General features: G+C 44.4%; 15 protein-coding genes and 1 pseudogene. 6 read left to right on the forward strand and 10 right to left on the reverse strand.

Features of this window, described 5'->3' with window-relative positions:
- Window positions 1-2: 2 nt before the first annotated feature.
- Genes NF859_RS02635 through NF859_RS02645 form a run of 3 tightly spaced genes read right to left on the reverse strand, consistent with a single transcriptional unit; the run spans window position 3 to window position 2,772 of the window.
- Complete coding sequence (locus NF859_RS02635; protein WP_252742862.1) at window positions 3-1,076, reverse strand: M24 family metallopeptidase; 1,074 nt, start codon at window positions 1,074-1,076, stop codon at window positions 3-5.
- Between the two features lie 42 nt (window positions 1,077-1,118).
- Entirely contained in the window at window positions 1,119-1,430 is a 312-nt protein-coding gene (locus tag NF859_RS02640; protein ID WP_252742863.1) for a cupin domain-containing protein, read from the reverse strand.
- Window position 1,431: 1 nt separating this feature from the next.
- Window positions 1,432-2,772 (reverse strand): DUF438 domain-containing protein, encoded by a 1,341-nt coding sequence (locus NF859_RS02645; RefSeq protein ID WP_252742900.1) that lies wholly within the window; start codon window positions 2,770-2,772, stop codon window positions 1,432-1,434.
- 111 nt (window positions 2,773-2,883) lie between these two features.
- On the opposite strand from NF859_RS02645, the gene NF859_RS02650 reads away from it, so the two are divergent.
- A complete protein-coding gene (locus tag NF859_RS02650; RefSeq protein WP_252742864.1) occupies window positions 2,884-3,360 on the forward strand; it encodes a DUF1858 domain-containing protein in 477 nt (158 codons plus the stop codon).
- Between the two features lie 91 nt (window positions 3,361-3,451).
- Window positions 3,452-3,838 (forward strand): transcriptional regulator, encoded by a 387-nt coding sequence (locus tag NF859_RS02655; RefSeq protein WP_252742865.1) that lies wholly within the window; start codon window positions 3,452-3,454, stop codon window positions 3,836-3,838.
- A gap of 3 nt (window positions 3,839-3,841) precedes the next feature.
- Here the strand turns inward: NF859_RS02655 and NF859_RS02660 are convergent, their stop codons facing one another.
- Window positions 3,842-4,369, reverse strand: a complete 528-nt coding sequence (locus NF859_RS02660; protein ID WP_252742866.1) for a DUF998 domain-containing protein — start codon at window positions 4,367-4,369, stop codon at window positions 3,842-3,844.
- A gap of 101 nt (window positions 4,370-4,470) precedes the next feature.
- Between NF859_RS02660 and NF859_RS02665 the strand changes: the two genes are divergently transcribed.
- Together NF859_RS02665 and taw3 are read left to right on the forward strand one after the other, a co-directional pair.
- Window positions 4,471-4,818: a thioredoxin family protein gene (locus tag NF859_RS02665; RefSeq protein WP_225807303.1), complete on the forward strand. Its 348-nt coding sequence runs from the start codon at window positions 4,471-4,473 to the stop codon at window positions 4,816-4,818.
- Between the two features lie 31 nt (window positions 4,819-4,849).
- On the forward strand, window positions 4,850-5,446 hold the full coding sequence (taw3, locus tag NF859_RS02670) for a tRNA(Phe) 7-((3-amino-3-carboxypropyl)-4-demethylwyosine(37)-N(4))-methyltransferase Taw3 (RefSeq protein WP_252742867.1): 597 nt from the start codon (window positions 4,850-4,852) through the stop codon (window positions 5,444-5,446).
- A 29-nt stretch (window positions 5,447-5,475) separates the two neighbouring features.
- On the opposite strand, the gene NF859_RS02675 is transcribed toward taw3, so the two are convergent.
- The 3 genes from NF859_RS02675 to thsB form a co-directional block, all read right to left on the reverse strand.
- Entirely contained in the window at window positions 5,476-6,156 is a 681-nt protein-coding gene (locus tag NF859_RS02675; RefSeq protein WP_252742868.1) for a multidrug transporter, read from the reverse strand.
- Window positions 6,140-7,021 carry an ABC transporter ATP-binding protein gene (locus NF859_RS02680; RefSeq protein ID WP_252742869.1) on the reverse strand — a complete coding sequence of 294 codons (882 nt, stop codon included), beginning with the start codon at window positions 7,019-7,021 and terminating at the stop codon, window positions 6,140-6,142. The genes NF859_RS02675 and NF859_RS02680 overlap by 17 nt, the downstream gene beginning before the upstream one ends.
- Window positions 7,022-7,717: 696 nt before the next feature.
- A complete protein-coding gene (gene thsB, locus NF859_RS02685; protein ID WP_252742870.1) occupies window positions 7,718-9,352 on the reverse strand; it encodes a thermosome subunit beta in 1,635 nt (544 codons plus the stop codon).
- Window positions 9,353-9,505: 153 nt separating this feature from the next.
- Here thsB and NF859_RS02690 point away from each other — a divergent pair, with 153 nt between their 5' ends.
- The gene (locus NF859_RS02690; RefSeq protein WP_252742871.1) at window positions 9,506-10,525 is read left to right on the forward strand and encodes a tetratricopeptide repeat protein; all 1,020 of its coding nucleotides are present in this window, start codon (window positions 9,506-9,508) and stop codon (window positions 10,523-10,525) included.
- Window positions 10,526-10,580: 55 nt separating this feature from the next.
- On the opposite strand, the gene NF859_RS02695 is transcribed toward NF859_RS02690, so the two are convergent.
- The 3 genes from NF859_RS02695 to NF859_RS02705 form a co-directional block, all read right to left on the reverse strand.
- The gene (locus NF859_RS02695; protein WP_252742872.1) at window positions 10,581-10,868 is read right to left on the reverse strand and encodes an elongation factor 1-beta; all 288 of its coding nucleotides are present in this window, start codon (window positions 10,866-10,868) and stop codon (window positions 10,581-10,583) included.
- Between the two features lie 10 nt (window positions 10,869-10,878).
- Entirely contained in the window at window positions 10,879-11,052 is a 174-nt protein-coding gene (locus tag NF859_RS02700; protein WP_042699814.1) for a zinc finger domain-containing protein, read from the reverse strand.
- A gap of 163 nt (window positions 11,053-11,215) precedes the next feature.
- Window positions 11,216-11,452, reverse strand: coding sequence for a hypothetical protein (locus tag NF859_RS02705; RefSeq protein WP_252742873.1), 237 nt, complete (start codon window positions 11,450-11,452; stop codon window positions 11,216-11,218).
- A 569-nt stretch (window positions 11,453-12,021) separates the two neighbouring features.
- Here NF859_RS02705 and NF859_RS02710 point away from each other — a divergent pair.
- Window positions 12,022-12,414 (forward strand): annotated as a pseudogene (locus NF859_RS02710) (ABC transporter substrate-binding protein); the annotation flags it as partial.

A 12,414-nucleotide genomic window follows, 5' to 3' on the forward strand; every position in this document is an offset into this window, starting at 1 on the left:
TTTTAATATTTTGTCACGTTCTCCAATTTTTTGTTCAAGATAAAAGTGTCCTCCTTCTTTACTGCCCCTTCCGGTATCATCAGAGGGGCGTGAACCATGGCGAGCACCATACCCTCCTTAGCCTCCATCGCCCTGTGTGGGACAACTATCGTCGTTATCGGGTCTTCCTCGATGAGAAGCCCAACGCCGTGAGTGTAGCCGGTTATGTAGTACTCCTTAAGCCCTCTGGATGTGTAGAGCTTCTCAATCTCCCGCTCCACCTGCGCGAACCTCACACCGGGCTTTGTATTCTCTACAGAAGTTATGTATGCTTCTTCCATTGCATCTATGGCATTTTTTGCCCTTTCACTTATTTCTCCCACTGGAAAAGACCTAGTTATGTTTGCGTAGTAGTGGTTCCAGTCGGCGCCTATTACCACTGAGACAACACTTCCCTCCCTAATCTTAACATCTTTGAAGGGCTCTGCATGGGCCCTTGGAGTTGCCGAGACGTAAACTTTTGGCTCCTCACTACCGTTGAGCATTAACTCTCTCACAATCTCAGCAGCAACTTCAAGCTCCGTCTTTCTAGGTTTTATTTCTTCCTCAGCTACTCTCATTCCCTTCACAGCTATTTTTCCTGCTTTTCTTATATTCTCCAGCTCCCATTTGTCTTTAATCATCCTAAGCTCCATGGAAAGTCCTCTAACGTCCACAACCTCTACATCAGGGTTGAGCTTTTTAAAGAGTTCATAAAAGAGAATGTATGCGTCTCTCTCCACGCTGAACTCCATGCCAACTCTGCTGTAACCGTTTCTCTTTATCCAGATAGTCACATTAGCCATGAGGTCTTCCGTTTTTTGAAACTCTATTACGTTTTCGATCCAGCTTCTCTGTTTGAAGAGTTCGGCTTCTCCTTTGGCAACGATTACGATTGGTTCTCCCTCTTGAGGTATTAAAAGGGCTGGCCTAAGCCACTTCGTGCCGGTGAAGTAGACAAAAGTCGAGAGCGTTCTTATAACAGCACCGTCAATATCCTCCCTCTTCAAAAGCTCCTGGAACCGGTTTATTCTTTTCTCAAAAATTTTTCTTTCCATACTTCACACCTCACAAATATACGAGTTTCGAAAAATAAAAATTTAGCCAAGCTTGACAACCAAAAACTTCAAAGGTAAACTGCCAGCATTTCTGACGGCATGAGGAATATTTTTTGGAAGAAAGACTAGGACGTCTTTTTTAGCTTCCTCGCTTTCCTCCCCAACCTCCACGAGGGCTTTTCCCTTTAGGATGTAAATAAACGCATCAACAGGCGTTGTGTGCCTCTCTAAAGCCTCTCCTGGGTTTAAAGTGACAAGCATTACCTTTGCATTTTCCCTCTTGAGCAGAGCTCTAACGTTAGCACCATAGGGGTTCTCCACCCTCTCGGCTTCTTCAGCTTTAACTACAAACATCTCAATCCCTCCAGTCCAAAAGCCTTTTTTCACCCTCTATTTTCTTATAGGGTGCAATGTCCATCGTCATCTCAAGCGTCCCTATGTACTCGCCTTTCTCGTTGAACAGGGGGACATACTTGATGTAAACGTACTTCGGACCGAGCTTGAGCCAGAAAGTTGCCTCCCTCTTTCTGCCCTCCTTGAAGGCCCTGAGGATTTTGTTAACAACGTAAACGCTCTTCGGCGGGTGGCAGAGCTGAACCGGTCTTCCTAGTACCGATGGCGTCCTCGTGAAAATCCTCTCTCCGGGTGAGAAGAACCTAACCCTATCGTCTTTGTCTATGAAGGTCAAGTCAACCGGAAGTGCCTCAAAGATTGCCTTTAGCTCTTCTAAATTCAGATAGCCCGTTCCGAGGTCTATGTCCCCCTCACGCTTTAGCTGGGTTTTATCAAACTCTAAAGGTTGACCTCTAAGGGCCTGCTGGACTTCCTTCGGGAGAGCGAGGAGCTGTTCAACACTCAGCTCGGGGTTGATTTCCCAGGGGTGGAGGGGCTTAACGTCCTCACCCGGATCCCACTCCGGCGGCTTTACCTTGTAGTAGCCGATTTCATCTTCCTGCATCTTTATTGCCTTCCACTCGCCCTCGCTCAGGAGAGCCTTGAGCGTTGGGTAAAAGATGTTGTTCTCCCTGAAAACCATGTCACTCAAAGCGAAGGCCGCTTCACCAGCCTTTGCCTTGAATTTTTCCACAAACTCCTCCCAGGACATCTCATCACTCTTCCTCAAAAGCTCCCCGAGCTGTTTTATCATGGCTCTTATCTCGTCGTGCTTCGTCCATAGGACTGTGGCTATGGCGGTTAAGCCTCTCCTTTCTATGTACGGGAAGATCAGCATCTCCTCGCGGTTGTAGTGGGTGAAGCCGACCATTCTCAGGTTGCCCACTATCTCCTCCAGAACGCCTAGGATTTCTTTACGCATACGTTCGTCTTTTGTTGTTGCCAAAGTTCTTGCATAGAGATTGAGCATCTCAGAGTCCTTCATTATTTCCTTGTTCTCCTGGTATAGGGTCTTAAGTGGATGACCTTCAGGCAAATCTTTCTCCTCTAGTTCTTCGATTCCCTTGACTGCTTCACGGAACAGCTCGACATGAAGGTCGCACATCTTGGCTATATCCCTGGCGGAAATTCCCTCCTTCACAAGCTCCTGCTCGATGAGGGGTATCTCAAGCGGAGAGATGTTGCTCAAAACTGCTCTAAACTCTTCCTTGAGCTTCTCAACACTCTCTCCCTCGTGTATCCTTAGGAGGAGCTTCTTGAGCTGTTCCTTCTTGTATTCGCGGTTGTTCAAAAGTTCTGTCATTATTATCACCTTCATGACATATGTCATATCAAATGCTTTTAAGCCTTTCTGGACAGAATTGTCCAACAAGGTTTATATGCCAAATGTCATAAATAGAAGCGGTGATGGGAAATGATGCTGGATGTGAGGGGGTTGAAACCTCCCCAACCAGCGGTTATGATATTGGAGAATCTGGAGAAGCTCAAAATCGGGGAAACCCTCGAGGTAATTGGCGACAAACCCTTTGTAGATATAATACCCAAGCTCGAAGAGGCTGGCTATCAAGTGGAGCTGAACAAAGTGGGAGAGTTCTTCGTGCTGAAGGTCACAAAGATGGAAGGCTCAAAAGAGCTGAAAATGGAGGTTGAAGAGTGCGATGAGGAGCTAGAGGAGATAACGGAAGATACCAACGTGGCCAAGCTCCTCAAAGCTTACCCTGAATCCCTTGATATACTCGTTAAGTATGGCTTTTCACCGCTCCAGAATCCTGTGCTCAGAAAATCCCTCGCAAGGACGGTAACCCTAAAGCAGGCAAAGAAGCTCATCGGCATGAGCGACGAGCGCTTTGAGGAAATGATGAGGGATCTGAGGAGCCTGGAGAGAGGGTGAGCTCCCCCCGCCACATTTTCACACAATTGTTCGGGCTTTCACGTTTCATCTTGAGAAAACCTTAAATATTCCAATCGTCATAAAAAGTATCATGAAGACCAACGCTTTTGAGGCCGTTGCAAAATATGTCTATCCATCTCTCAGGAGAAGGGTAGTAGAGATTTTAAGAGAGAAAGGACTTAGCCAAATTCAGATAGCTGAGCTTTTATACATAACTCAATCAGCCGTCTCTAGATACCTGAGAATGAATAGGGGTGCTCTCATAGAGGTAGAGAAATTCCCGGACATTAATGAGAAGTTGAAAAGACTCGCAGAGATTATAATGAAGGAGAAGCCCGATGAGTATTATATCCATGGAGAACTCGTCAAAATTGCCATTGAAATGCTTGGAAAAGGCTATGTTTGCTCCTTCCACTCCAAAGTAGACCCGGAGATAGATCCAAAGCTCTGCAGGATATGTATAGAGACATTTGGGTAAACTTCACTGCAAAGCTATCAGGAGTGCAAAAGCCATTATCAGCAGTATCTCGTAAGTTTCTATTAAAGCCACAGATGGCCATCCAATAAGGGTTCCAATAATTGCGAGAATAAAAAGTAGTGTCGAAATATTTCTAACCCTTTTCTCGCTTCCTAAACCATAAAGAAACATTCCGAGAAAGAACTGAACAAAAAAGTATGTGGAAACAAAGACATGGGGTCTAGTTCCCCCAGGATAGAGTCCTATAAGTGCAAGGAATATTGCGGCCACGCTTATATAAGCACCTCCAACGGTCTGAAGTTTTGTTTGAGAAATGAGAACCAAATATACCGCAAAAAGCATTACAAATAGTGAAGAGACTATCAGCCCATAATTGTAAATCCAAGGTGCGTTAGCTTCTCCTGTCCCAAGATTACTGAGCGCGTGTTCAAAAAACGAGAACCAATTGTTTTTTGAGACTGCCCAGAAAGTAAAAAGCCAATAAGTCATTCCTCCCGCTATTCCGGAATACTTCAAGACCTTGATTCTCATGATTTAGGTTTAGCTTTGGTTAAAAATAAATCTTTCTTGAAAATTTCTTCATAAATTCATTTTTAAATCTCTTCACATGAATTTTCCTTGGGGGTGAGAGCATGGACGAGCTGGAGATGATTAGAAGAAAAAAGATGCTTGAGCTCATGAAAAAAGCAGGGATGATTGAGGTCAAGCCTAAGAAGCCAAAAGTTATCATTGAGGTCATAACTTCTCCCACTTGTCCTTACTGTCCGATAGCATGGGCAATGGCGCAAGAAATAGCGAGAAAGTACGAGGGCGTGATAGCAAAGGAAGTGAGTGTTGCAACTCCAGAAGGGCAGAGAAAGGCTATGGAGCACAACATAATGGGAACACCAACGATTTTAATAAACAACCGTGTTGAATTCATAGGCGTGCCGAACTTTGCTGAATTTGAGAGACGGGTTAGGCAATATCTTTCCACATAAACTTTAAAAATAGCCCTCTTTAATTTCTCCCATGTTTTTGTATGAGAAAAATTTCGAGCTGCAGAAGGCGAAAGCCCTTGAAAGCCTGAAGGAAGCTCTTGAAAAAGGTCTAGTGGACAAGGACATTATCTCTCTTTTAAAGAAGATCAACTCCCTTGAAAACTACTTCACAACATCCTCTTGCTCAGGCAGGATAAGTGTTATGCAGATGCCAGATTTTGGGGACAAGCTCAATGCAGTATGGCTAGGCAAGTGGCATAGAGAAGTGGAATTGGAGGAGGTGCTTGAAGCTATAGGGAAACACAGTGAAGGCATGCTCTGGTTCATGCTTCACAGCCCAATACTCCATATTTCCGCAAAGACTCTAAAAGATGCTGTGGAATTGCTCAACTTAGCTATCTCCTGCGGCTTCAAGCATTCAAACATCAAAAGCATAAGTCACAAAAAGCTCGTAGTGGAAATTCGCTCAACTGAGAGGATGGATGTTCCCTTGGGCATGAATGGAGAACTCTGGGTAAGTGAGGATTATCTTAAGAGGATAGTTGAAATTGCAAATCTTCAGCTCAGAAGAGCCAAGGAAAAGCTCAGAAGACTTGAGAATGAAATTGAAAGGCTACTAAAAGCTTGAGCTTTCCAAGGGTTTTTATCGGTTATGAACTAACCCTCAAGCCCCCTGAACTTCAAGAGCAGGAACACTCCAAAAACTGCCCAGAAGATTGAGATCAAAAACGCACTTCCACTCTCTCCTGTCATCAATCTGGCCGCGCTCACCGTGGGTAGGAGGTTCATCACGGCTGCAAGCTTTTCCGGAAGAACGCTGTTAGGATAATAAACCGGCGGGAAGACCGTTAGGGCCGTAACGGTTAGGTTCGAGAACCTCATAACGGTTAGTGGCTCCCTTATCTTAACGCCCATGAAAAAGCCAATTCCAGCACTCCAGAGCCAGAGAGAAACTATCCCAAACATAATTCCTGGTATCGCTCTCAACCCAAGGCGCCACGAGAGTAGGAAGAAAAGAAGGGTGACGTAAGGGAGCGCGGGGATGCTCATGCCGATGGATATTCCGAGGGCCTTTCTCCAGTTTCCTCCTGGAAGGGACATCACTACATCGTAGAACTTCGAACGGGCCTTCATGCCCACTAGCTCGATGGAGAGGTCGGCTATCCCGACGCCGGTTATGAAGCTCACGATGGCCCCAGCGAGAGCCCTGTCAAGGAACCTCCCGCCGCTCACAACGTAGACGATGAAGATGAACGAGAGCGGCTGAAGTGCAAAGCTCACGAGTGTGAACTTCCCCTTCGTGAGGGCCTTCCCATAGTACTCAATAAGCGCCATCATCAATACCACCGACCAGAAAGACGTCCTCTATCGTTACATCCTCCCTCTTAAAGGGGATTCCAAGCTCCTCAAGCCTCTCGATTATTCCCCTTTCCTCTGCTTTGGAGCGCGCGTAGATGTAGGTATGCCGTCCTGCCCTCCTCAGGAGAAAACCCTCAAGGGAGACCTTCCCGAAGGCAACGACCTTTGAGATAAACCCGCTGAGATATTCCCGCGCTATCTCCTCCGGTTTGCCGTCGGCGACTATCTTTCCCGCTTTGAGGAGGAGCACCCGGTCGCAGACGCTCGATATCTCATTGAGGTAGTGGCTCGTGAGGATTATTATTGTTTCCTCAGCCCTCTTGCGGAGTATCTCCCACAGCTTGAGCCTGTTCTGGACATCGAGGCCAACAGTCGGCTCATCCAGAAAGTAAAGTGGAACCTCAGCGGAGAGAACCATGGCTAGAAGGGCCCTCCTCACCATGCCTCCCGAGAGGGTCGAAAAGAGCTCATCCGCGTAGTCTATCCCAAAGCCCTCCATTGCCTTATCTGCCTTCTCCCTTGCCTCTTCCTTTGAGAGACCGCGCATCCGGAGGTAGTGGTAGACGTAATCCCTCGGCGTGAGCGTGTAGAAGTGGGCCCTGACATCCTGGGGCAGGAGCGCGAAGAGCTCCCGGGCTTTTTCAGGCGCTCTCCCAAAGAGCTCAACCCTTCCAGAATCTGGCTTCAAAAGCCCCGTGAGGATTCTAATCAGGGTGGTCTTTCCCGCACCGTTGGGGCCGATTATCCCGACTATTTCTGGCCCATCTATAGAGAATGAAATGCCATCAAGGGCGCGCTTTGAGCCAAATGATTTCGAGAGGTTTTTTACTTTGATCGGGAGCATACGTGAAGTTTAAACGAATTCGAATAAAAAAGTTTTTCGGAAAAGTATAAAATTCAGGGTTGATTATATTCTCTAGAAAGTATCCAAGTAAATGCCTCAAGCTTGTCCCCTACCACAGTGGAACGCTGACTTCTGCACGTATCTCCCTCAAATCATAGATGACAACAAGTTTGTAGGTTCCGTTGCCTGCCAGCCAGTAGTCCATATTGAGCATTACTTCCTTTTTATACAACTCCCAGGCTTGAGAACTATCAGGTTCGTGTCATTAGAGGGGTATACATGACAACCGGCCTCTTGTACCTCATCCCGCTCCCATTTTGGACATAGCGCTTGAAAGTAAGAGCAATACATGAGGATGAAGGGAAGATAGGCAAACCCGTGTTTCTCGTGTTGGTTATCTCCCATTCACGTTAAATTCCCGAAGAACATTACGGGAGTTTTTATTTCGAGAAAATGTTTTCGATGTAGGAAAGGTCTTGGGGAAAGGAGGAAAAGTAATTACTGATGTATCTGGTGTTCAGATTATATACTTTTTTGTTAAGAGAAATGTAACAATATCATCCATGAGGCATAAATGATGCCTCCAAAAAGTTTAGATTTTGCCTTTCATCCTGCATAATATATGCATTGATACATAAAGCATGTTCAAATGAAATAATAATTGGTGAACTAAAAGAAGAGAAAAAGTTAGAGACTTCAGAACTCAGTTTCTTCTTCTCCTGGTCCTTTTCCACCTTCCTTCTCCTTCTCAAGCTTGCTTGCGGCAATGACGTCATCGATTCTAAGGATCATTATTGCAGCCTCGCTTGCGCTCTTTATGGCCTGCTTCTTGACTCTTAATGGCTCGATGACTCCTCTCTCGAGCATGTCAGCTGGTTCTCCGGCAAAGACGTCAACACCGATTGTTGCACCCTTGTCCTTGTGAGCTGCGGTTACTTTCACTAAGACATCAACTGGGTCAAGTCCAGCATTTTCTGCAAGGGTTCTTGGAATTACCTTTAATGCATCGGCGAAGGCTTCAATAGCAAGCTGCTCCTTGCCACCAACTTCTTTTGCGTATTCGTCAAGCCTGATGGCAAGTTCGATCTCTGAAGCACCGCCGCCAGCGACGATCTTTCCGTCCTCAACAATGTCCTTGACGACTTTGATGGCATCTTCAAGGGCTCTCTCGACTTCATCGACAACGTGCTCTGTTCCACCCCTAATTAGGATTGTAACCGCCTTTGGATTCTTGCAGCCCTCAACGAACACCATGTTCTCTCCTGCAACCTTCCTCTCCTCAACGAGCTCTGCATAACCTAAGTCATCTGGTGTAAGGTCTCTTACGTTTGTGACGATCTTTGCGCCTGTGGCTTTGGCAAGCTTCTCCATGTCACTCTTCTTAACTCTTCTAACGGCTAGGATTCCCGCCTTTGCGAGGTAGTGCTGGGCTAAGTCGTCAATTCCCTTCTGGCAGAAGACAACGTTAGCCCCTGTGGCAACGATCTTGTCGACCATCTCCTTGATCATCTTCTCCTCTTGCTCAAGGAATGCCTGGAGTTGCTCTGGGCTTGTGATTCTAATCTCAGCGTCTGTTTCAGTTTCTTTAACTTCAAGTGCTTCATTGATAAGTGCGATCTTGGCGTTTTCGACCTTCTTTGGCATTCCTGGGTGAACTCTTTCCTTGTCGATAACAACACCCTTGATGAGTTGAGTGTCCCTTACGCTTCCACCCTCCTTCTTCTCAAGCTTGATGTTGTCAATGTCCACAACGTACTTGCCATCAACTTCCTCTGCAACTAGCTTTACAGCATCAACAGCAAGCTTTGCAAGATATTCTCTCTCTTCCTCTGCTGCTTTTCCAGTTATGGCGGTTGTTGCTGCCTTCATGAGTATCTCTTCATCCATCGGGCTAACGTCCTTTGCAATGCTCTCAAGTATCTCTTGAGCCTTTTCAGCTGCAAGGGTGTAACCCTTAACGATTATCGTTGGGTGGATGTTCTGGTTAAGCAACTCCTCGGCTTTTCTTAAGAGCTCACCAGCGATGACTACCGCTGTTGTGGTTCCATCCCCGGCTTCTTTGTCTTGGGTCTTTGCAACTTCGACCATCATTTTGGCAGCTGGGTGCTGAATGTCCATCTCGTCAAGAATAGTTGCACCGTCGTTTGTGATGACTATGTCACCAAGGCTGTCGACAAGCATTTTATCCATACCCTTTGGACCAAGGGTAGTTCTTACGGTTTCAGCGACGATTCTTGCTGCAAGAATGTTCAATCTTTGGGCATCTTTTCCAACATATCTCTGGGTTCCTTCGGGAAGAATCAATATTGGCTGGCCTGCAAGTTGGGCCATCTCCACCCACCCCCGACTTTTTTATTTCTTATCTGCGGGGAATTTTTAGTTACAATGTGTTTTCATTCCGATTATCCATTCCTTTGTGCTATTTATAAATTTTTCGGTCAACCTTTTTAAGGTACTCCTCAAACAACACACGGTGAAAAGGAGATGGAAGAGTTTAAAAAAGCATTAGAAAGTAAGGACTGTCAAAAAGTCCTCGAGTACCTTGATGATTACCTTGAAATTATTGAAAGTGAAAAGGAGCTTAGAGATCTTCTCCAAGAACTTGAGGAACTTGCCCTAGAATGTGAGGAAGAGGCTTATGAGCTCGCTCATGAAATAACCCACATCTATGCCCACTTAGATGAACTTGAGAAGGGACTAGAAGTTTACAAGAGGCTCGTGGAGAAGTATAAAGACCAAGGAGAAAAATACCTAGATGCCCTCTACCATCTTGCAGATGCCTATGAACATTTTGGAATGCCAGATAAAGCTATAGAGACGTATGAAAAGCTTCTAGAACTTGAAAGGAAACTTGGAAATAAAAAAGAAGAAGCACTAACACTGGCACACATTGCAATAAACTATGATGAGCTTGAAGAAACAGAAAAAGCAATAGAATTGATGGAAAAAGCAAGTACAATGTTTAGAGAGCTTAGCGATGAGAGAAACTATCTAGTAAGTTTGCTCGATTTAGCCCACTTTTACTACGAGCTTGGGGACTATAAACGTGCTGAAGAGCTTATCTCAGAAATCTTAAAAACTCCCAGAGATGCGGAGATTGAAGTCAATGCACGGATAGTTGAAGCCGAGATAAAAGCCGCACAAGAGGACTTCAAAGAGGCATTCCAATCCCTCAAACTAGCTCTCCTAAAAGCCTTAGAAGTTGACGATGAAGAGCTTTTCAGCATTGCATTTGATGCACTGTATAATTTTATAACAGAGCTCTTCGAGGAAAAAATGTACAAAGAAGTTTATGAAAATATGGACAGTTTGGCAGATGCTTTTGAGGAAATAAATAAGGAATATGAAAAGTTCTTCAAGGCTGTAAAAGAGCTTGCAAAACTTAAAGAAGGCTTAGAGAATGAATACACTAAAGCGTATGAAAGCATAGCTATAGAAGAGTTCAAAGAGCTACTTGATGAACTCAAGAAGATCGGAACAAGTGTCTTGAGTATCAACCTTTAGCTCCTTGCTATTTTTTGTTAAAAATTGTTTGAAAATACAAAAATTAAAAAATCCTTCAAAATCTGGAAACGGTCTCAACTTCAGCGCTTTCAACGTTTTCCACTTGAGCAAATGCTTCTGCAACTTCGTCGAAGGAATATCCTTCAGCATCTTTTCCAAGCACATAAACCTTGAGGGCAACTAAACCAAATGCGATTGGTTCTCTGTCAATCTTAGAGATTCCATATTTGCCCCCAAACTTCTCCTCGAGTGTCTTTCTGATTGCTGCTTCTAATTCATCGAGGTTTACATCTGGATCGGTTGGCATAACCCTAATGATTCCTACCAAATTAAAATCACTCATTTTCTTCACCTCAAGGTCCTTCCCATCCACATTTGGGGCACTTGTAGGTTACCCCAAGGACACGACAGCTTTCACATCTCCATATAACTTCTTCCCCACAGTTTGGGCATATGAAGTGGGTAGCGTGCTCTCTTGGCGTTATCTCCTTTCCACATGATGTACACACGGGGATTGTCTCGGCCATTTCAAACCACCTCCTTAGAAATGAGGTTTTTTTGTTATCGTGACTCTTAACGCAATAAAGGGAGTCCATTTATAAAACTTTCGAGAGGGTCAGACCATGCGAGTCTCTTCATCTCTCTGTCGAAATCTCCCTCATCATCCCTAACAAAAATAAAAGAGAGGGCTTATAAATCTTCCTCAAAAGCCAAAAACTGTACAAATTTCTGTTTGTATGCTAACACTTCTCTTATTTGCTTTTCATCCACATTCTCTGAGACACTGATCTGCTTGTAAAGCATTTCAAGTTCTTTTAGTGCTCTTTCAACTTCCATCTCTTTGTCTTTATAGCTTCCATTGGAACTCTTTATCTTGGCCAAAAGTTTGCCCCTTAGAAACGGCAAAACCTCAAACGGCCGACCCATATAGGCCCAATATATACCTTCCCTTAAAATTTCACCCAAAATCTCAATTTCAGAATAGTTCATTCTATTTTTCCTACCGATTGGTTTCCCACTCCCTCCTCATGGGTATCACCATCTTTAAGCAGGATTTATTGTTGATTAAATTTTTGGCCACTTGTCTATCAAAATGCCAAATAATTCCAAAAATGATTCATTTTTGTCAATTTAGTGCCCAATCTCCTTGTGCTATCTGTCATCAATTCAAATAAAGTAACGGAAGAAGGAAAGTTTATGATGGTTAAACTTTGATAAAACGCTTTTCTCAGATTTCTACAGTTTTCTTCTATGTTTTCAAATAAAATAACAGCGTAATCTCTTATGAGCTTTATATAGGAGATCCATTTGCATCACAACACTGTCAAAGTATTAGATGGAGATTCTATTGAGGATTAGGGAGGATTACCTCCTTTTATTCTGAGCCTAAGTTTTACAGAAACGTAACTCTTAAATAGGTCTTTTGATGTATATTCTTATGCCATTATACACTAAGGCATGCAATATTGAAGAAAAAATGAAGGAGGCCGAAATATATGAAGAGGTCTGGAATTTTGGCATTGTTGTTTGTTTTTGTTATGGCACTAAGCCCACTAGCTGCAGCACAAAAAGGTCCAGCAGCTGACGTTCTATACATTGGAATTAGAACCAACGAAGAAACTGGTATAACCGATGTGGCAAAAGGAGACCTCGACATCTTCCTATGGAGCGTAGGAGGAGCAGCATTCCAAGACCTGCCATCAGACGTCCTCAACAACTTAGAATTGATTAAAACCGCAAGCGGTTATAACGACATTGAAGTCAACCCCGTCCACGACGACGACAACCCATATCTCATCACAGTTGGTGAGAAGAAGTTCTTCAACCCATTCGCCTGCAGAGACATAAGATACGCATTGAACTTCCTCATAAGCAGACAATACATAGTC

Source organism: Thermococcus alcaliphilus, from assembly GCF_024054535.1.
In the GTDB taxonomy this organism is placed as follows: Archaea; Methanobacteriota_B; Thermococci; order Thermococcales; family Thermococcaceae; genus Thermococcus_A; species Thermococcus_A alcaliphilus.

Bases quoted from the DNA above. Each gene is read 5' to 3' on its own strand.
- thsB (WP_252742870.1), bottom strand. From the start codon at position 9,352: ATGGCCCAACTTGCAGGCCAGCCAATATTGATTCTTCCCGAAGGAACC.
- NF859_RS02635 (WP_252742862.1), bottom strand. From the start codon at position 1,076: ATGGAAAGAAAAATTTTTGAGAAAAGAATAAACCGGTTCCAGGAGCTT.
- NF859_RS02690 (WP_252742871.1), top strand. From the start codon at position 9,506: ATGGAAGAGTTTAAAAAAGCATTAGAAAGTAAGGACTGTCAAAAAGTC.
- NF859_RS02680 (WP_252742869.1), bottom strand. From the start codon at position 7,021: ATGCTCCCGATCAAAGTAAAAAACCTCTCGAAATCATTTGGCTCAAAG.
- NF859_RS02705 (WP_252742873.1), bottom strand. From the start codon at position 11,452: ATGGGTCGGCCGTTTGAGGTTTTGCCGTTTCTAAGGGGCAAACTTTTG.
- NF859_RS02660 (WP_252742866.1), bottom strand. From the start codon at position 4,369: ATGAGAATCAAGGTCTTGAAGTATTCCGGAATAGCGGGAGGAATGACT.
- NF859_RS02700 (WP_042699814.1), bottom strand. From the start codon at position 11,052: ATGGCCGAGACAATCCCCGTGTGTACATCATGTGGAAAGGAGATAACG.
- NF859_RS02645 (WP_252742900.1), bottom strand. From the start codon at position 2,772: ATGACAGAACTTTTGAACAACCGCGAATACAAGAAGGAACAGCTCAAG.
- NF859_RS02675 (WP_252742868.1), bottom strand. From the start codon at position 6,156: ATGATGGCGCTTATTGAGTACTATGGGAAGGCCCTCACGAAGGGGAAG.
- NF859_RS02655 (WP_252742865.1), top strand. From the start codon at position 3,452: ATGAAGACCAACGCTTTTGAGGCCGTTGCAAAATATGTCTATCCATCT.
- NF859_RS02695 (WP_252742872.1), bottom strand. From the start codon at position 10,868: ATGAGTGATTTTAATTTGGTAGGAATCATTAGGGTTATGCCAACCGAT.
- NF859_RS02650 (WP_252742864.1), top strand. From the start codon at position 2,884: ATGATGCTGGATGTGAGGGGGTTGAAACCTCCCCAACCAGCGGTTATG.
- NF859_RS02665 (WP_225807303.1), top strand. From the start codon at position 4,471: ATGGACGAGCTGGAGATGATTAGAAGAAAAAAGATGCTTGAGCTCATG.
- NF859_RS02640 (WP_252742863.1), bottom strand. From the start codon at position 1,430: ATGTTTGTAGTTAAAGCTGAAGAAGCCGAGAGGGTGGAGAACCCCTAT.
- taw3 (WP_252742867.1), top strand. From the start codon at position 4,850: ATGTTTTTGTATGAGAAAAATTTCGAGCTGCAGAAGGCGAAAGCCCTT.